17 protein-coding genes and 1 pseudogene are annotated in these 18579 nt (G+C 70.6%); 11 read left to right on the top strand and 7 right to left on the bottom strand.

The window, feature by feature from the left end; all coding sequences use genetic code 11:
- Nucleotides 1-160 precede the first annotated feature (160 nt).
- Both AC31A1_RS10795 and AC31A1_RS10790 read left to right on the top strand, forming a co-directional pair.
- Nucleotides 161-1156 (top strand): ATP-binding cassette domain-containing protein, encoded by a 996-nt coding sequence (locus AC31A1_RS10795; RefSeq protein ID WP_489653056.1) that lies wholly within the window; start codon nucleotides 161-163, stop codon nucleotides 1154-1156.
- Complete coding sequence (locus tag AC31A1_RS10790; RefSeq protein ID WP_489653055.1) at nucleotides 1153-1944, top strand: ABC transporter permease; 792 nt, start codon at nucleotides 1153-1155, stop codon at nucleotides 1942-1944. Before AC31A1_RS10795 ends, AC31A1_RS10790 begins: the two co-directional genes overlap by 4 nt.
- On the opposite strand, the gene AC31A1_RS10785 is transcribed toward AC31A1_RS10790, so the two are convergent.
- The 4 genes from AC31A1_RS10785 to AC31A1_RS10770 all read right to left on the bottom strand — a co-directional run bounded on the left by AC31A1_RS10785 (nucleotide 1925) and on the right by AC31A1_RS10770 (nucleotide 8449).
- The gene (locus AC31A1_RS10785) at nucleotides 1925-5056 is read right to left on the bottom strand and encodes an ATP-binding protein (RefSeq protein WP_489653054.1); all 3132 of its coding nucleotides are present in this window, start codon (nucleotides 5054-5056) and stop codon (nucleotides 1925-1927) included. The genes AC31A1_RS10790 and AC31A1_RS10785 overlap by 20 nt on opposite strands.
- Nucleotides 5057-5091: 35 nt before the next feature.
- On the bottom strand, nucleotides 5092-6348 hold the full coding sequence (locus tag AC31A1_RS10780; protein WP_489653053.1) for an MFS transporter: 1257 nt from the start codon (nucleotides 6346-6348) through the stop codon (nucleotides 5092-5094).
- A gap of 272 nt (nucleotides 6349-6620) precedes the next feature.
- Nucleotides 6621-7202, bottom strand: coding sequence for a LuxR C-terminal-related transcriptional regulator (locus AC31A1_RS10775; protein WP_489653070.1), 582 nt, complete (start codon nucleotides 7200-7202; stop codon nucleotides 6621-6623).
- A gap of 50 nt (nucleotides 7203-7252) precedes the next feature.
- A complete protein-coding gene (locus AC31A1_RS10770) occupies nucleotides 7253-8449 on the bottom strand; it encodes a sensor histidine kinase (RefSeq protein ID WP_489653052.1) in 1197 nt (398 codons plus the stop codon).
- A gap of 133 nt (nucleotides 8450-8582) precedes the next feature.
- On the opposite strand from AC31A1_RS10770, the gene AC31A1_RS10765 reads away from it, so the two are divergent.
- Genes AC31A1_RS10765 through AC31A1_RS10745 form a run of 5 tightly spaced genes read left to right on the top strand, consistent with a single transcriptional unit; the run spans nucleotide 8583 to nucleotide 12410 of the window.
- Nucleotides 8583-8960, top strand: coding sequence for a hypothetical protein (locus AC31A1_RS10765; protein WP_489653051.1), 378 nt, complete (start codon nucleotides 8583-8585; stop codon nucleotides 8958-8960).
- 27 nt (nucleotides 8961-8987) lie between these two features.
- Nucleotides 8988-9428, top strand: coding sequence for a MarR family winged helix-turn-helix transcriptional regulator (locus AC31A1_RS10760; protein ID WP_489653050.1), 441 nt, complete (start codon nucleotides 8988-8990; stop codon nucleotides 9426-9428).
- A 29-nt stretch (nucleotides 9429-9457) separates the two neighbouring features.
- Complete coding sequence (locus AC31A1_RS10755) at nucleotides 9458-11215, top strand: MFS transporter (RefSeq protein ID WP_489653049.1); 1758 nt, start codon at nucleotides 9458-9460, stop codon at nucleotides 11213-11215.
- 59 nt (nucleotides 11216-11274) lie between these two features.
- Nucleotides 11275-11841, top strand: a complete 567-nt coding sequence (locus AC31A1_RS10750) for a cysteine hydrolase family protein (protein WP_489653048.1) — start codon at nucleotides 11275-11277, stop codon at nucleotides 11839-11841.
- Nucleotides 11838-12410 (top strand): YbhB/YbcL family Raf kinase inhibitor-like protein, encoded by a 573-nt coding sequence (locus tag AC31A1_RS10745; RefSeq protein WP_489653047.1) that lies wholly within the window; start codon nucleotides 11838-11840, stop codon nucleotides 12408-12410. Before AC31A1_RS10750 ends, AC31A1_RS10745 begins: the two co-directional genes overlap by 4 nt.
- 28 nt (nucleotides 12411-12438) lie before the next feature.
- On the opposite strand, the gene AC31A1_RS10740 is transcribed toward AC31A1_RS10745, so the two are convergent.
- On the bottom strand, nucleotides 12439-13485 hold the full coding sequence (locus tag AC31A1_RS10740; protein WP_489653046.1) for a LacI family DNA-binding transcriptional regulator: 1047 nt from the start codon (nucleotides 13483-13485) through the stop codon (nucleotides 12439-12441).
- Nucleotides 13486-13594: 109 nt separating this feature from the next.
- Here AC31A1_RS10740 and AC31A1_RS10735 point away from each other — a divergent pair, with 109 nt between their 5' ends.
- The 4 genes from AC31A1_RS10735 to AC31A1_RS10720 are packed head-to-tail and all read left to right on the top strand — an operon-like array spanning nucleotide 13595 to nucleotide 17613.
- On the top strand, nucleotides 13595-14773 hold the full coding sequence (locus AC31A1_RS10735) for a phytanoyl-CoA dioxygenase family protein (protein ID WP_489653045.1): 1179 nt from the start codon (nucleotides 13595-13597) through the stop codon (nucleotides 14771-14773).
- Between the two features lie 29 nt (nucleotides 14774-14802).
- Complete coding sequence (locus AC31A1_RS10730; protein ID WP_489653044.1) at nucleotides 14803-15564, top strand: SDR family oxidoreductase; 762 nt, start codon at nucleotides 14803-14805, stop codon at nucleotides 15562-15564.
- Nucleotides 15565-15595: 31 nt separating this feature from the next.
- A complete protein-coding gene (locus AC31A1_RS10725) occupies nucleotides 15596-16597 on the top strand; it encodes a Gfo/Idh/MocA family protein (protein ID WP_489653043.1) in 1002 nt (333 codons plus the stop codon).
- Complete coding sequence (locus AC31A1_RS10720; protein WP_489653042.1) at nucleotides 16594-17613, top strand: Gfo/Idh/MocA family protein; 1020 nt, start codon at nucleotides 16594-16596, stop codon at nucleotides 17611-17613. The genes AC31A1_RS10725 and AC31A1_RS10720 overlap by 4 nt, the downstream gene beginning before the upstream one ends.
- Nucleotides 17614-17671: 58 nt before the next feature.
- On the opposite strand, the gene AC31A1_RS10715 is transcribed toward AC31A1_RS10720, so the two are convergent.
- Nucleotides 17672-18505, bottom strand: a complete 834-nt coding sequence (locus AC31A1_RS10715) for an ATP-binding cassette domain-containing protein (RefSeq protein WP_489653041.1) — start codon at nucleotides 18503-18505, stop codon at nucleotides 17672-17674.
- Between the two features lie 5 nt (nucleotides 18506-18510).
- Nucleotides 18511-18579: pseudogene (locus AC31A1_RS10710) on the bottom strand (sugar ABC transporter permease); the annotation flags it as partial.

Genomic DNA, 18579 nt, shown 5'->3' with positions numbered 1-18579 from the left:
TCCTCCTGTGCTGCGGTGGGAGTTTTGGCTGGGTACACGCTGATTCGCCGAGCACCACCAGCCTATCGGCGTGGCTGCGCCCATGCTCCCCCACGGGGTTCCAGGGCACTGAAACCACCGTGAAACCGAGCTGAATGCGCCCTCCCGCAAGCTCTGCGGCATGACGACAACGACCCACGAACTCGCGATCTCGGCCACCGGGCTGCGCAAGGCCTACGGGGACAAGACAGTGCTCGGCGGCATCGACCTGGCCGTCCCGGCCGGCACCGTCTTCTCCCTGCTCGGTCCGAACGGCGCCGGCAAGACCACCGCCGTCAAGATTCTCTCCACGCTCGTCACCGCCGACGCCGGCGAGCTGCGGGTTGGCGGTCACGACCTCGCCACCGACGCGCAGGCCGTGCGGGCCGCGATCGGTGTCACCGGGCAGTTCTCCGCCGTCGACGGCCTGATCACCGGCGAGGAGAACATGCTCCTCATGGCGGACCTGCACCACCTGTCCAAGCAGGAGGGACGGCGGGTCGCCGCCGAGCTCCTGGAGCGCTTCGACCTCACCGAGGCCGCGAAGAAGCCGGCCTCCACTTACTCCGGCGGCATGAAGCGCCGCCTCGACCTCGCCATGACCCTGGTCGGCAACCCGCGGATCATCTTCCTCGACGAACCGACCACCGGCCTCGACCCCCGCAGCCGCCACAACATGTGGGGCATCATCCGGGAGCTGGTCTCCGGCGGTACGACCGTCTTCCTCACCACCCAGTACCTGGACGAGGCCGACGAACTCGCCGACCACATCGCGGTGTTGAACGACGGCAGGCTCGTAGCCGAGGGCAGCGCCGAGGAGTTGAAGCGGCTCGTCCCCGGCGGACACGTACGGCTCCGCTTCACCGACCCGGACGCCTACCGGTCCGCCGCGACGGCCCTGCGCGAGGTCACCCGGTTCGACGAGACGCTCTCCCTGCAGATCCCCAGCGGCGGCAGCCAGCGCGAACTGCGGGCCATCCTCGACTGGTTGGACGCCGCCGACATCGAGGCGGACGAGCTGACCGTGCACACCCCCGACCTCGACGACGTGTTCTTCGCCCTGACCGGCGGCGCCAAGGTCGCCCACCAGCCCAGCCGGCCCAGCGTGCCCAACCAGCCCAAGGAGAACGTCCGATGAGCAACCTCTCCCTCGCCGTCCGCGACTCGTCCACGATGCTGCGCCGCAACCTGCTGCACGTACGGCGCTACCCGTCCATGACCCTCAACCTGCTGCTCACGCCGATCATGCTGTTGCTGCTCTTCGTCTACGTCTTCGGAAACGTGATGAGCGCGGGCATCGGTGGCGGTGGCGCCGACCGCTCCGACTACATCGCCTATCTCGTCCCCGGCCTCCTGGTGATGACCATCGGCAGCACCGTGATCGGAGCCGCGATCTCCGTCTCCATGGACATGACCGAGGGCCTCATCGCCCGCTTCCGTACGATGGCGGTCTACCGCGGCTCCGTACTCATCGGGCACGTCGTCGGCAGTGTGCTGCAGGTGCTCGCCAGCCTGGTGCTCGTCGGTGCCGTCGCCGTGGCCATCGGTTTCCGGTCCACGGACGCCACGTTCCTGGAGTGGCTGGCGGCGGTCGGACTGCTCGTACTGTTCGCCCTGGCACTCACCTGGATCGCGGTCGGAATGGGCATGGCCAGCCCCAACCCCGAGGCCGCCAGCAACATGGCGACGCCGCTGATCCTCCTCCCGCTCATCTCCAGCGCCTTCACCCCGGCCGATACGATGCCGGGCTGGTTCCGGCCGATCGCCGAGTACCAGCCCTTCACTCCGACCATCGAGACCCTGCGCGGCCTGCTGCTCGGCACCGGGATCGGCAACAACTGGTGGATCGCGCTCGCCTGGTGCGTCGGCCTGACCGTGCTCGGCTACCGCTGGTCGACGTCACAGTTCAACCGCGGCCTGAAGTAGCCGTCATGGCAGCGCGGGCCGCCTCCCGCAACTCGTCCCGCCCCAGGGCGGCGTACTCCGACACCGCGTCGGCGTACGCCGCCCCGGCAGCGTTCCCGGCGGCCCCGACCGCCCGCCGGGCACGGTCCGCCGACATGGTCGGCTGGAAATCGCGCAACACCCGCAGCCGTTCGGCCAGCGCGATCATCCGTACGGCGGAGGCGTCGCCGGAGACCAGCCCCGCCATGCCGAGGGCGTGCAACCCCGTCCCGAACACGGGGAGTTCCATGGGCGACCGGTCCGGCCCCGAGAGCAAGGTCCGCATCCGCCGCCGCAGCCGGTCGACCACCTCGGCGACGAGTTCGAGCCGGCCGGCGTGCGCGTGCGCCGTCACCGCTGCCGACTGGACCTGGAGCAGCCACCGGTCGAAGAAGGGGTCGTCGTTCTGCGTCGGGCCGGCCTCGGGGATCGCCTCCACGTTGCGCCGCCACAGGCCGAGCCCCACCTCCGTCAGCCCGCGGGCGAGCGCGATCTCGGCACGGCCGCCGAAGTCGGGGCTGTAGACGTCGTCCTTCTGCGCGGGGTTGCGCTCCTCCGCCTGCCGCAGCCAGTACTCGGCCTCGTCGGGTTCGCCGCGCTGGAGGCAGGCCAGGACGAGGCCCCAGCGGACGCCGATGGAGTCGTGCTCGTCACCGAGGCGCGGCAACGCCGCGAGCGCCGCCCTGAGACTCTCGTACGCGGCCTCGCCCTGCTCCGTCTGCAGGCACAGCTCGCTCAGCCGGGCGTGCCCCAGGACCTGGAGGAAGGGGTGGTCGACCGGCGCCAGTGCCTCGATGCTCCGACGGGCCGAGGCGAGCGAGCGGTCGATGTCGTGCTCGTACTCCCAGACATAGGTGGCGACGCACTCGGCGATGCCGGCGAGCAGCGGCTGCTCGCTGTCGCAGAGCTTCCGCAGCACTTCGTAGTCCGGGGGCAGCATCTCGGGGACCGCGCTCAGCACGGCCGAGATGGCGCGCAGCAGGGTGTCCGGCGGGGCCGCGGGCAGCCGTCGCAGGGTGACGAGCTGGCGTATGACCTGCGGACCGTAGCCCATGAACAGGCTCGCCGTGCACAACACCGCGGCGGCCCGGGTGACTTCGACGTACTCGGGCTCGGGGTAGTAGTGCGACAACGGCGGGCCGGTGTCGGCGGCGAGCGCGGTGAGGCGGGGGTAGCTGGAGCCGGTGGACCACAGGGCGGCGAGGACGGCGGTGAGGGCGGCGATGGTGGGGCAGTCCGTACGGGCCAGGGCGTACCGCAGGGCCAGCACGAGATTGTCCTGCTCGCCCCTGATCCGCTCCCAGGCGGACCGAGGCTCCGAGCCGAAGAACCAGTCGTGATGCCCGACTCCGAAGTCCCGCGCCCACACAAGGAATTGGTCTACGACCGCCTCGTCCTCGCCCGCCTCGGTACGCCGGGCCGCGCTGAACTCCCGTACGGTCTCCAGCATCCGGAACCGCACACCGGCCGGGGTGTCGGCGACGGTGAGCAGCGACTGGTCGGCCAGCTGCTCCAGCAGGAGCAACGCGTCGTCGCCCAGCACCTGTTCGGCCGCCTCGCCGGAGAAGCCGCCGGGGAAGACGGACAGGGTGCGCAGCGCGGCCCTGGCGTCCTCGGCGAGCAGGTTCCAGCTCCACTCGACGACCGCGTGCAGGGTGCGGTGGCGCTCCGGCACGTCCCGCGCCCCGCCGCGCAGCAGCGCGAACCGGTCGCCGAGGCGGCGGGCGATGTCCGGCACCGACAGGACGCGCACCCGCGCGGCCGCCAACTCCACGGCGAGCGGCAGCCCGTCGAGGTGCCGGCACAGTTCGGCCACCGCGTCCGGCGGCAGCTCCACTCCGCTCCGGGCTGCCCGGGCCCGCTGGGTGAACAACTCGGCCGAGACACCGAGGCCGAGTTCAGGCAGCGCGTACACCGCCTCCGACGTGAGGCCGAGCGGGGAGCGGCTGGTGGCGAGCACCCGTAGGTCCTTGGACGACGAGACGAGTGCCTGGACGAGGTCGGCCGCGCCCCGGACGATCTGCTCGCAGTTGTCGAGGACCAGCAGCGCGGGCCCGGAGCCGAGCACGCCGAGGATGCCGGACACCAGGTCTGCCGAGGCAGGCCCGTTCATGGCACCGGCGCCGAGCGCGGAGGCGACTTCGGCGGCCACGTCCGCGTCCGCGGTGACGCCGGCGAGCGGCACGAAGTGCACCACGCGCTGCTCGGCCCGACGGCTGACGGCGTGCGCGAGCCGCGTCTTGCCGAGACCGCCGGGTCCTACGACGGTGACGGCGCGCGAGGAGCGGAGCAACCCTTCAACGGCCGCGATGTCCTCGTCCCGGCCGAGCAGCGGGTTCGGCTCGTGCGGCACCCCGTGCCTGGCCACGGGCGCCTCGCCACGCAGCAACTCCTGTTGTACGGCCCTGAGTCCGGCCCCGGGGTCCGTGCCGAGTTCGTCGCGCAGCTCACGGCGGTATGCCTCGTACCGGGTCAGCGCGGCGGACGGGCCGGCCGTCGCCGCCTCGCCCCGCAGCAGCTCACCGAGCACCTCCTCGTCCCGCGGATGTGCCACGGCGGCCGCGGCCAGTGGTCCGGCGGCCTCCGCGTGCCGTCCGAGGCGGGCGAGCGCGAGGGCCTGCGCGCGGACGAGCGTGTCGCGGACGGGCGCGCGCTCGGCACGCAGCGCGGCGACCGGGTCATCACTGTCGCCGCCCTGGTCGGGGGTGCCTTCCCACAGCGCGAGCCCGGCCTCGGCCGCGGCCAGCGATCCCGCGTGGTCCCCGGCCCTGGCCCGGTCCGCGCAGGCGGCGGCATGCAGCAGCAGGGCGGAACTGTCGACCTGGTCCTCGGCGAGGGCGAGCCGGTAACCGGTGGGTGTGCTGACGATGAGGTCCGCGCCGAGCTGCGCCCGCGCCCTGGACACGAGGACCTGGAGCGCCTTCCCCGGCCGCTCCGGCAACTCGTCCGGCCAGAGCCCTTCCACCAGCCGCTCGGTGCTGCAGCCGGTGCGCAGGTCCCCTGCGAGCAACGCGAGGAGACCGCGGAGACGGGGCGCGGTGACCTCCTGTCTTCGATGGGCGACACGCGGCAGCAGGGTCAGGTCAACAGTCACCCGTGCAGATTAACCAAGGTCCTGCCACCACTCCCCTACTCGGCACCAGGCCGATCACGTACGAGAGCGTCAAGATCCCTGCCCAGGCGTGCGAGCGGGGACAGCGCCAGCACCACCGGGGACAGCACCATGCCTACGGCGGTCACGAGGAGGCCGGTCCGCAGCCCCCACTCCTGCGCGAGGAACCCGCCGACCAGTGAGCCCAGTGGCGTCAGCCCCATGCCGGCGAACGTGATCGTCGAGGCCACACGCCCCTGCAACCCGTGGGGAGTCACGGCCTGCCGGACGGCCATGACCGTGACGTTCACCAGCTGCCCGGCGGCCCCGAACGCGAAGTTCACCGCGAGGAGTACGGCCATCGTCGTCGCGGACGAACCGTGCAGCGCGGGCACACACACGAACGCGCCGTCGCCGAGTGCCGCCGCGACCACGATCACCCGGCCGTATCCGAACCGGCCAGGCAGCCGGGCGGCCAGCAGCGCGCCGACGAGCGCGCCCGGACCGGTCGCCGCGAGCGCCAGGCCTACGGCGGTGCCCGGCAGGTGCAGTTCCCGTGGGAGGAAGAGCAGATAGACGGTCATCGTGGCGGCGAAGAAGAACTGGAAGGCGGCCGCGGCGAGGCACACGGTCCGCAGCGAGGAATCGCCGGCGACGAAACGCAGGCCCTCATGGATCCGCCGCCCTACGCGAGGGGGACGTTCCGAGCGCTCCGGAACGGACTCGGTACGTCGGATCCGTCGGACCGACAGGAACGACAGGGCGAAGAACAATGCGCTGGAGGCGACAGCGACCGGCGCCGACAGCAGGGTCACCAGCGCGCCGCCGAGAGCGGGCCCACCGATCTGAGCGGCGGACCGGCTGCCCTCCAACACACTGTTGCCCCGCACCAACTGATCGGACGTCACCAGCCGTACGAGAGAGGCCTGGTAGGCCACGTCGAAGAACACGGACAGGACCCCGGCGACGAAGACCAGCACGAACAGCGCGGGCAGACCAAGCCAGTTGAGCAATCCGGCTACGGCGGCGACGCCCAGCACCAGGGTTCGGCCGACGTCGGCCACCACCATCACCGTGCGCGTCCGCCATCCGTCCACCCAGGCGCCGACGAGGAGCGAGAGCAGCAGGATCGGCGCCTGCTCCACCGCGCGCAGGACGCCCAACTGTCCGGCACCGACGTCGAGCGTGAGGACGGCGAAGAGCGGCAGGACCACCAGGCTTGTCTGTTCGCCGAGTTGGGAGACTGTCTGCCCCAGCCAGAGCCGGCGGAAGTCATTGTTCGAAGTGGACGGCACAGGAACCCTTTGAGTTGCCGACAACGAGACCCGCGACCCGGCGCGCGAAGGACGCGCCCAGGGTCCGAGCGGGGAGGGAAAGGCTCGCTGTGCCGCAGCAACATCAAGGGCGGCACGCGATGACGGGCCGGTCTCGGCCTATGCCGTCAACGCGCGCCCGGACGACCGGGCATCTCTGGGCTCCAACTTCTGGGCGGTCACTGGCGGTTGGGACAGTAGCTCTTGGGAGTCCCGCGCGAAAGCCAATTACTGCCCTCCGCGGAGCACGTCGCTCACCCGGCGCTCAGGAACCGCAGTACCGCCAGCACCCGGCGATGGTCGCTGTCGACCGACGGCAGATCGAGTTTCGTGAAGATGCTGTTGATGTGCTTGGCCACCGCGCTGTCGCTGACTACGAGTTGTCGGGCGATGCCGGAGTTGGAGCGCCCCTCGGCCATCAGGGTCAGCACCTCACGCTCACGCGGGGTCAGTCGGTCCAGTGGGTCGCCGGCTCCGCGCAGGAGGAGCTGGGCCACGACCTCGGGGTCCAGGACGGTGCCGCCCGCCTCGACGCGGCGGAGGGCGTCGATGAAGTCCTCGACGTCGGCCACGCGTTGCTTCAGCAGGTAGCCGACGCCGCCGGTGTTCGTCGTCAACAGGTCGGCGGCGTACCGCTCTTCGACGTACTGGGAGAGCAGCAGGACCGCTGTCGTCGGCCACTCGCGGCGGATGACCAGGGCCGCGCGCACCCCCTCGTCGGACTGCGCGGGCGGCATGCGGACGTCCACGACGGCGATGGCGGGGCGGTGTTCGGCGACGGCGGCGAGCAGGGCGTCGGCGTCACCTGCTTCGGCGGCGACCTCGTAGCCGGCCATCTCCACGACCTTGACCAGGCCGATCCTGAGAAGGACCGAGTCCTCGGCGATCACGGCGAGACGGCGCACGGCAACTCCACGGTGATGACGGTCGGGCCTCCGGCGGGGCTGCTGATCGTGAACACGCCGTCCACGGAGGCCGCCCGGCGGGCGAGTCCGGCCAGGCCGGAGCCATGGGCGGGGTCGGCGTCGCCGGGACCGTCGTCCGCGACGGTGACCCGGAGCCTACCGTCGCGGATCTCGACGGTGACGTCCGCCCGGGAGGCGTCGGGGGCGTGCTTGGTGATGTTGGCCAGCGCCTCGGAGACGGTGAAGTAGGCGACCGCCTCGACGGTCGGAGCGAGCCGCCGGGGTACGTCGACGCGCAGCCGCACCGGCAGCGGGCCGCGCGCGGCGATGCCGGACAGGGCCGCGTCCAGTCCCCGGTCGTCCAGGACGGCCGGATGCAGGCCTCGCACCAGGTTGTTCAGCTCGTCGATCGCCTCCTTCGCCTCCCGGTGGGCCTGGTCGATGACCTGTCTGGCCTCGTCGGGGAGGTCGGTGAGTGTCGCCCTGGCGATCCCGAGGTTCACGGCGAGGGAGACCAGACGTTGTTGCGCCCCGTCGTGCAAGTCCCGTTCGATGCGCCTGCGTTCGGCGTCGGCCGCGTCCACGGCTCCGGCCCGGCTCTCGGTGAGGTCCTCGACTCGGCGCGTGAGCTGTTCGGTCCGGCTGGGGCCCAGCAGGGCCAGGGCGGCACGGGTGTCGAGGCGGACGAGGACGAGAGTGAGCCATGTGGCGGCCAACAGGGCGGCGAATCCAGACGCGTTGATGTACACGGCCTCCGTGGAAGTCTCCAGGAACTTCAGCCGCTGCTCAGGGGGCACACCCCACATCCACACCAGAGCGGTCCCCGCGAACGCGCCCCAGCTCCACAGCACGACGGTGACGAGCGTCCCGCACGACACCAGCGGCCCCACGAGGAGGTGGTAGGCGAGCTGTCGCCAAGTTCCTTTGGAGCGGAGCCAGTTCATAGCTCCACGGAGCGTGGGCCTGCGCTGCGCGACCGGGAGCAGCGGGATGTCGACGCCCGCAAGCGAGACGAACCTGCGGCGCTGGACGGCGGTCAGTGCGCCGGTGGCGAAGACCAGCCACGGTTCCACGAGCAGCAGGAGCGGAAGCAACTGCAGCAGTACGCCGGCGACGTTGAAGACCGTCGCGCGGCCCACGCGTGCGAACGCGCCGCGCAGCGCGGTGAGAAGGCCCATGCGCACACCGTAGAACGCGGGTGGACCGCCGAACCATGCAGATGGTGCCCGCTCCGTGCTGTACCCAGCACCACCCTCAGGTCGGAAATCCACGTTACTGACCTGGGAGTTCATCCCGAGAAGCCTTGTCCGCATGACAACCACACCCTGCTGGAACTGGTCCGCCCGTGTGCTCACCGCCGCCGGACTGGCCCTGGTTCCCAGGATCTTCGTGCTGGCGCGAGTGGCGGGCGCACACACCGTGGCGTGGATCGGACTGGACGCGATGGAGGCGACAGGCCTTGTCGGTACCGGCCTGTTACTGGCCCGCCGCGACCGGCGCCGGGTGGCTGTGGCTCCGGCCACGGCGGTCCTGCTGACGGTCGACGCCTGGTTCGACGTACTGACCGCCGGCCCCGGCGCGGTCCTCGCGGCGGTGCTGATGGCCGTCTGCCTCGAACTGCCGCTCGCCGCACTGTGCACGGCGGTGGCATGGAGCGCCCTGCGCGCACTTCCCCCGTCAATGTGCTAAGGCTGCTTTATAAAGTAGCCTTAGCGCATGAACGAGGACCTGGATCCGAACGCGGTCGCCTCCGCCCTGCTCGCGAGCATCGGCGTGCTGGTGCGGCGGGCCCGGCAAGTGCCGGTCGAGGGCGGGCTCACGATGCCCGAGCGGAGCGCCCTGTCCCGGCTGGACCGTGCGGGCCCCACCACCTCATCCGCGCTGGCCCGGGAGGCGCAGATCACCGCGCAGGCCATGGGGGCGACGCTCAACGCGCTGCGGACCCGCGGCCTGGTCGAACGCAGCCCGGATCCGGACGACGGCCGGCGCGTGGTGCTGACGGTGACCGACGCGGGCCGGCAGGCGCTGCGGAACAAGCGCAACGCGCGGGCCGAACTCCTCGCCCGAGCCCTTACCGGCGGCGCGTTCACCCCGACGGAGCTGGAGCAACTCGCCGCTGCCGCACCCCTGTTGGAGCGACTGGCCCAGCACATCTGACGTCGACGGAACCACGAGGAAGCAGACCGATGACAGATCCTTCGAAGACGCGCGGCCCACGCCGTCCGACCGCCGACGACCGGTACAAGTGGACCGCACTGACGAACACGACCGCCGCGGTCTTCATGTCCGCGCTGGACGGTTCCATCGTGCTGATCGCCCTGCCGACGATCTTCCGGGGCGTCCACCTGGACCCCCTCGCGCCGGGCAACATCGCCTATCTGCTGTGGATGATCATGGGATACCGGCTGGTCCAGGCCGTCCTGGTGGTCACGGTGGGGCGCCTCGGCGACATGTACGGCCGGGTCCGGATCTACAACTCCGGGTTCGCGGTCTTCACCTTCGCCTCGGTCCTGCTGTCCTTCGACCCCTTCGACGGCGGTCATGGAGCGATGTGGCTGATCGCCTGGCGGGTGTTGCAAGCGGTCGGCGGCTCGATGCTGACCGCGAACTCGGCCGCGATCCTGACCGACGCGTTCCCCGAGGAGCAGCGCGGCTTCGCCCTGGGCATCAATCAAGTCGCCGCCCTGGGCGGGATGTTCATCGGTCTGGTCGCCGGCGGTCTGCTGTCGGCCTGGGACTGGCGGGCGGTGTTCTGGGTGAACGTCCCCATCGGTGTGTTCTTCACGGTGTGGGCGTACCGCACCCTGCGCGAGACCGCCAAGCGCGACGGCGGCCGCATCGACTGGTGGGGCAACATCACCTTCGCGGTGGGCCTCAGCGCCACCCTGATCGCCATCACCTTCGGCCTCCAGCCCTACGGCGGCCACACCATGGGCTGGACCAATCCACTGGTCGACGTCCTGATAGCCGGCGGACTACTCCTCCTGGCGGCCTTCGTCGTCATCGAGAACCGCACCTCGGCACCGATGATCCAGCTGAGCCTCTTCCGCCAACGGGCTTTCAGCTTCGGCAACTTGGCGGGCCTGGCCATCTCGATCGGCCGGGGCGGAATGCAGTTCGTGCTGATCATCTGGCTCCAGGGCATCTGGCTCCCGCTGCACGGCTACGACTACGGCGACACCCCGCTGTGGGCCGGCATCTTCATGCTGCCGCTGACCGCGGGCTTCCTCGCGGCGGGACCGGTGTCCGGGTATCTGTCGGACCGGCTCGGTTCGCGCGGGCTGGCCACCGGCGGCGCGGCGCTGTTCGGCGCGAGTTTCCTGGGGCTGATGTGCCTGCCGATCGCCTTCAGTTACTGGATCTTCGCGCTGCTGATCGCGCTCAACGGGATAGCCAGCGGGATGTTCGCCTCCCCCAACTCCTCCTCGATCATGGGCAGTGTGCCCGCAAGATTGCGCGGAGTCGCCTCCGGCATGCGCGCCACCTTCCAGAACTCCGGCACCGCCGTCTCCATCGGCGTGTTCTTCTCCCTGATGATCGCCGGGCTGGCCAGGAGCCTCCCGCACACCCTCACCGCGGGACTGCAACAACAGGGCGTACCGGCCCACTTGGCCGCGCAGGTCGGTGGACTGCCCCCGGTCTCGTCCCTGTTCGCAGCACAGCTGGGCGTCAACCCGATCCAGCATCTGCTCCAGCCCAGCGGAGTCCTGACCCATCTGACGGCGGCCCAGCAACACACCCTGACCGGCAGCGAGTTCTTCCCGAGCCTGATATCCGGGCCCTTCCACTCCGGCCTGGTCATCGTGTTCGCCTTCGGCGCCACCCTCGCCTTCCTCGCCGCGATCGCCTCCCTGCTGCGCGGCGCCGGCACTCGCCCCACGGCCAGGACTCCGGGACCGCGCAGGGCCGCCACCGGCAACGCCCTCGCACGACCGGACAAGTGACACCCAAGGCATCCAAAGCATCCAAGGCACCAAAGACATCCGCAGGAGATCCAACTCCCATGCCACTCACAACGATCGACCCCACCGCCGCGCTCATCGTGGTCGACCTGCAGAAGGGCATCGTCGCTGCCCTCACCGACGCCCCGGTCACAGCCGCCGTCAAGCAGGCGACCCACCTGGCCTCCGAGTTCCGGCGGCACGGTCTTCCCGTGGTCCTGGTCAACGTCACCGGACGCGCGCCGGGACGTACCGACACCGGACGGTCCGCCAACACCCTTGCGCCGCCCGCCGGTTGGGCCGACCTCATCGACGAACTCGACGTACACCCGACCGACCACCTGGTCACCAAGCGGCGGCGCAGCGCGTTCCACGACACCGGACTCGACACGCTCCTGCGGGACTTGGGCGTCACACAGGTCGTGCTCACCGGCATCGCGACCAGCTCGGGCGTCGAGTCCACGGCACGCTCGGCCTCCGACCACGGCTATCACGTCGTCCTGGCCACCGACGCCATGGGCGATCCCGATCCCGAGGCCCATCGCCACAGCGTCGAGCGCGTCTTCCCCAAGCTCGGCGAGACCGCGACCACCTCCGAGGTCGTCGACATGGTGGAGGCGACCCGATGACCCTGCTCGGCCGACTCCTGAAGAACCGCAGAGCAGGCGACGCCCACATGGCGTGGAACCTGTCCAACCTCCAAGGCCCAGAGCAACTGACGCTCACCAGCGAGGACTTCGGCGACGGCGGCACCATGCCGCTGGAGCAGTGCGCGAAGACCGTCGGCGGCGCAGACCTGTCGCCCGAGCTGGCCTGGGCCCCGCTCCCGCCCGGCACCGCCCAACTCCTCCTGGTCGTCGAGGACATCGACGTCCCGATCGCCAAGCCGGCCGTGCACTGCCTCGCGTTGATCGACCCGGCGGCCGGACACCTGGAGCCCGGTGCTCTGTCGCACCACCGGCCCGGCCCCGGCGTGCGGGTGCTCCGCTCCACCATCGGACGCGGCTACCACGGTCCCGCGCCCATCAAGGGCCACGGCCCGCACCGCTATGTGTTCCAGCTGTTCGCCCTCGCGGCCGCTGTGGACAGTGGCTCCGGCACGACGCCGGTGGACCGGGCACGACCCCGCGCCCTCCTGCCCACGATCACCGCATCCGTCCTCGGCCGCGGCCGACTGACCGGCGTCTACGAACGCTGACCCCAACTCCCCTAGGCGTGGGCCCGGTTCAGTCGACGACCGGTACGGACGGTGCCCCCGGCGGCAGGTTGAACGGGGTGACCACCTGGATCGCCGAGGGCAGGGTCGGGCCGTCGTCGGGGAGGGCCTTGTGGGCGCGCATGACGATCTGACAGGCGCGGCGCATGTCCTGGCGCAGGTCGTGGTGGAGGACCGCGGACAGGCGGCGCTCGCGCAGCAGCCGGGTGTTGTCGTGGTCCAGGTCGTGGGCGATGAACACCGCGCACTCCCGGCCCAGCGCGTCGAAGGCGTCGAGGGTGGCGAGGTTGCCGCCGCCCGCGGAGTACACGGCGATGATGTCCTCGTCCTGTTTCAGTGCCTTCAGGACGAGTTCGTGCTGGGTGGCGTCCAGGCCGTCGCTGTCGGTGACCTCGACCAGGGACCGTCTGGGGTCGGCGAGGCGCATCGCGCTGCGGAAGCCCATCTCGCGTTCCTCCTCGCCCCGGAAGGAGCCCCGGCTGATGGTGGTGAGCACGTTGCCGGGCCGCCTGCCCAGCCACTGTCCGAGGAGGTAGGCGGCGGTGGCGCCGGCCGCGCGGTTGTCGATGCCGACGTAGGCCAGGCGTGCGCTGTGGGGCAGGTCGGTGACCAGGGTGACGACGGGGATGCCTGCCGCGATCAGCCTGCTGACGGCGGCGGCGATCTCCGGCTCGTCAGGGGCCTTGAGGATCACACCCTGCGAGCCGCGCCTCGCGATCCCGTCCAGCGTCGCGGTGAGTTCGGCGGGCGGGCAGGTCTCGCGGAAGTGGAAGCGTGAGCGTACGAGGGCGGGGTGCAGGGAGGGCAGTTCGGCTTCGAGTGCGTCCCGTACGGCGGTGGAGAACCGCTCCGGCGTCTGCATCACGATGTCGATCATGAAGGTGCGGCCGCCGAGCCGGACCTGGCTCTGCTGACGGTCCAGGTCCTTGATGGCTTCCTGCACCTCCCTGATGGTGCTCTCCGTGACATTGCCCCGCTGGTTGAGGACACGGTCGACAGTGGCCGTGCTCAGCCCGGCCTGACGGGCGATTTCCCTGATCGGGTACCGGTGTCGCATGAGTGATCCCCTAGACCGATGATGCATTTTTGATGTAGCGAGAGGCATTGAATGATGGGTTTGTTTTATCAAGACTGGCAGAAACGCACTGACAGCGAAAGGCACCCGGATGTCTCCCATCACCGCAAGAACGCGGACTTGGCTGACCGAGGCGGACTGCGATCTCGACGCGTTCCGCTCACTCGTGGAGCAGCGCACCGACATCGCCGACCATCCCTCGGCCGAGCGCATCGAGCAGAACGTCCCGCTCTACGACAGCGCCCGGCTCCGTGCCCTCGCGGCCACCGCCGAGGGCCGCCGGGACGTGCAGAGCGAGCTGGTGGGGGCGCTGCTCGACGGGCCCGGCATCGTGGTCCTCAAGGGCGCCTTCCCGGACGAGGCCGTCGTGGACCGGGCGTCCGGCGCCTTCCGCGCGCTGATCGAGGAGGAGCGCGCGAGCGGCGCGGGCCGGGGTGACCACTTCGCCAAGCCCGGCGCGAACGACCGCGTGTGGAACGCCCTGGACAAGATCGCCGTACGGGCGCCCGAGGCGTTCGCCGAGTACTACGCCAACGACATCCTGGAGCTGATCTCCGAGGCCTGGCTCGGCCCCGCCTACCAGGTCACCTCGCAGGTCAACGTGGTCAACCCGGGCGGCGCGGCGCAGAACGTGCACCGCGACTACCACCTCGGTTTCCTCTCCCAGGAGCAGGCGGCGGCCTACCCGGCGCACGTCCACCGGCTCTCGCCGGTGCTGACCCTGCAGGGCGCGGTGGCCCACGTCGACATGCCCGTCGAGTCCGGCCCGACGCTCTATCTGCCGCACTCGCAGAAGTTCGAGCCCGGCTATCTCGCCTGGCGGCTCCCGCAGTTCGTCGAGTACTTCGGCGCGCACCACGTCCAACTCCCCCTGGAGAAGGGCGACGCGGTCTTCTTCAACCCGGCGCTCTTCCACGCCGCCGGGCACAACCGCTCGGCCGACATCAAGCGCATGGCCAATCTGCTGCAGATCTCCTCCGCCTTCGGGCGTGCCATGGAGACGGTGGACCGCGAGGCGATGGCGAACGCCCTGTTCCCGGTGCTGCTGAGCCGCAAGGCCGAGGGCGTCTCCGAGGACTGGCTGCGCCGTGTGATCGCCGCCACCGCCGAGGGCTACCCCTTCCCCACCAACCTCGACCTCGACCCGCCGGTCGAGGGTCTCGCCCCGCCCTCGCAGGCGGACACCCTCCACCAGGCCGTCGCGGAGGAGTGGGACCCCGAGCGGCTGCGCCACGAACTGCAGGCAGCCGCCAAGCGCCGCCAGAGCTGAACCGAAGCCGAAAAGGACACATCACACTCATGGGACTGCTTGAGGACAGAGTCGTCCTCGTCAACGGCGGCAGCCAGGGCGTCGGCGCCGGTGTCGTACGGGCGGCCGTAGGGGAAGGCGCGACCGTCGTCTTCACCGGCCGCCGCGCGGAGGTGGGCGAGAAGCTCACCGCGGACACCGGCGCCCGCTTCGTGCGGGCCGACCTCTCCGATCCGGCGCAGGCACGCGACAGCGTCGTACAGGCCGTCGAGGCTTTTGGGCGCGTCGACTGCCTCGTCAACGCGGCCGGGCTGACCTCACGCGGCTCACTGCTGGACACCACACCCGAACTGTTCGACCAGCACATGGCGATCAACCTGAAGGCACCGTTCTTCGCCATGCAGGCGGCCGTGGCCGACATGACCTCCCGCTCGGCGCCCGGGACGATCGTCAACATCGGCTCCAACTGCGCCCACGGCGGCCCGCCTCACCTCGCCCCGTACTCCACGGCCAAGGCGGGCCTCGCGGGCCTGACCCGCAACGCCGCCCACGCCCACCGCTTCGACCGGATCCGGATCAACACCGTCAACATCGGCTGGACCGACACCGAAGGCGAGGACGCCACCCAACGCGCCTTCCACGGCGCGGGCGACGACTGGCGCGAGCGGGCCGCCCGATCGCAGCCGATGGGCAAGCTGGGACAGGTCGACGAGATCGCCGAGTTCGTCGTGTTCCTTCTCTCCGACCGCAGCGGCGTGGTGACCGGCTCGGTCGTCGACTGGGACCAGAACGTCTTCGGCGGCCAGGACTGAGCCGCGCGCCGGCAGAAGGAGCACGACTCTCATGCGCATAGGCATCATGGGGCTGGGCCGCATCGGCGCCTTCCACACCGAGACCCTCGCCGGGCTCGACGCCGTGGACTCCCTGGTGGTCACCGATCCGGTGGCCGCCGCCGTCGCCACCGCCACCGAACGCTTCGGGGCCGTCCCCGCCGACTCCCCCGAGGCCCTGCTCGCGGCGGGAGTCGACGGTGTGGTGATCGCCGCCGCGACCGACGCACACCCCGAACTGATCCGCGCCGCCGTGAAGGCGGGCATCCCCGTGTTCTGCGAGAAGCCCGTGGCCCGCGGTGTCGAGGAGAGCCTGGAGGTGCTGCGCGCGGTGGAGGGCAGCGGTGTCGAGGTGCACATCGGCTACAACCGGCGTTTCGACGCGGGTTGCGTCGCCGCGCGCCGGGCCGTGGTGAGCGGTGAACTCGGCGACCTGCACACCGTACGGTCCACCACGCTCGACCCCGCCCCGCCGCCGGCCGCCTATGTGGCCGTCTCCGGCGGCATGTTCCGCGACTGTGCCGTGCACGACTTCGACATCGTGCGCTGGGTGACCGGCCGCGAGGTGGTCGAGGTCTACGCGACGGGCGGCAACCGCGGCGCGGAGTACATCCGTGCGGCGGGTGACGTCGACACGGCGTCCAGCCTGCTCACCCTCGACGACGGCACCATCGCCGTCGTCTCCAACTCCCGCCACAACGCCCGCGGTCACGACGTACGCCTCGAACTGCACGGCATGAAGGACAGCATCGCGGTCGGCCTGGAGGACAAGCTGCCGCTACGGTCCGTGGAGCCGGGCGCGACCTTCCCGGCCGGCACTCCGCACACCTTCTTCATGGACCGGTTCGCCGCCGACTACCGCGCCGAACTCACCGCGTTCACCGAGGTGGTGGCCGGCACCCGTACCTCCCCGTGCACGGTCGCGGACGCAGTCGAGGCGAGCTGGATCGCCGAGGCGTGCACCCTGTCGCTGCACGAACACCGTCCCGTACGACTCGAAGAGGTGCGCAAGTGACGACGGACGAACCCCTGCGGATCGGCGTCCTGGGCGCCGCGCGGATCGCCGAGCTGTCGATCGTGGGGCCGGCGCGGGCGACCGGCCACCGCCTCGTCGCGGTGGCCGCCCGCGACCGCGACCGCGCCGAGGCCTTCGCCGCCGCGCACGGCGTGGAGCGGGTGGTCGCCTCCTACGCCGACCTCGTCGCCGACCCGGAGATCGAGGTCGTCTACAACCCGTTGGCCAACAGCCTGCACGGGCCGTGGAACCTGGCCGCCCTCCGGGCCGGCAAGCACGTCCTCACCGAGAAGCCGTCCGCGAGCAACGCGACGGAGGCGGCCGAGGTCCACAAGGCCGTGGCCGAGGCGGGCACAGTGTTCATGGAGGGCTTCCACTACCTGTTCCACCCGGTCGTCCTGCGTCTCCACGAGCTGCTTGACAGCGGGGAGTTGGGCGATCTCCGGCACGTCGACACCATGGTCGCGATGCCCGCGCCCCCGGACAGCGACGTACGGTGGTCGCTCCCCCTGGCGGGCGGCGCGCTGATGGACCTCGGGTGCTACAGCCTGCACGCCCAGCGCATGCTCGCCGCCTGGGCGGGCGGGGCACCCCGGCTGATCACCGCGCGCGGCGGCGAGAAGGCCGGGGCACCGGGGATCGACGCGTGGCTGGACGCGGACCTGGAGTTTCCGGGCGGCGCCACGGGCAGCGCCCGCTGCCACATGGCCCACGACACCTGGCAGATGACCTGCCGCGTCGTGGGCTCACGCGGCGAGGCCACGGTGATGAACTTCGTGCAGCCCCACCTGGACGACCGTGTCGTCGTGCGTACGGCGACCGGTGAGCGCACGGAGGAGCTGGGGCGCCGGTCGTCGTACACCTACCAACTCGAAGCCTTCGCCGCCCACTTGAGGCACGGTGCGCCGCTGGTGCTCGACGCCGATGACGCGCTGACCACGATGCGGCTCATCGACGACTGCTACCGGGCGGCGGGGTTCCCGGTCCGGCCGAGTACGGTGCTTCCTCAGGCCTGACGAGGGACAGCGGTTGGGGGCGGTACCGGTCCGGTACCGCCCCCAACCGCTGTGCAGGTCAGCCGACTTTGAGCGCCGCCTCCTCGGGGAGTTCGTCGACGTCGACGCCGCGTACCTGGGACAACTCGTGCTTGAGCGCGGCGAGTTCGGTGCCACCCGCCATGTGGTTGGTGAGCTCTTCGAGGCTGATCTCGCTGCGTTCGGCGGAGAGTTCCATCGTGCCCAGCCGCAGGACGCTGAAGTGGTCGCCGACCATGTAGGCGTGGTGCGGGTTGTGGGTGATGAAGATGACCCCGAGACCGCGCTCCCGCGCTGCGGCCACGTACTTCAGCACGACACCGGACTGCTTGACGCCCAGGGCTGCGGTCGGCTCGTCCAGGATCAGGACGCGGGCCCCGAAGTAGACGGCGCGGGCGATCGCCACACACTGGCGCTGGCCGCCCGACAGGGTGCCGATGGGCTGGTCCAGGTTGTCCAGGACGATGCCCATGTTGCGCAGTTCCTCGTCCGCGGTCTTCTTCATCTTCTCGATGTCGAGACGGCGCACCGGCCAGGGGCCCTTGGTCATCTCCGAGCCGAGGAAGAAGTTGCGCCACACCGGCATCAACGGCACGACGGCCAGATCCTGGTAGACGGTCGCGATACCGCGGTCCAGCGCCTGACGCGGGGTGGTGAAATGCACCGGCCCTCCGTCGACGAGGAACTCGCCCTCGGTGTGCTGGTGCAGCCCAGAGATGATTTTGATCAGGGTCGACTTGCCGGCGCCGTTGTCGCCCAGCACGCAGGTGACCTGGCCCGGACGGACCGCGAGGTCCACGCCGTGCAGGGCGCGGACATTGCCGTAGGACTTGCCCGTTCCGCGGAGTTGGACGATGGATTGACTGCTCGTCATGAAGGTCACCTCCGGGTCGCGGTGCGCTGCACCCACAGATTGATGAGGACGGCGCCCAGGAGCATCACGCCCAG

This window comes from Streptomyces sp. P5F9 (assembly GCF_057961495.1).
Note: the sequence above shows the minus strand (reverse complement) of the source record. Positions and strands in the feature narration are given on the sequence as shown.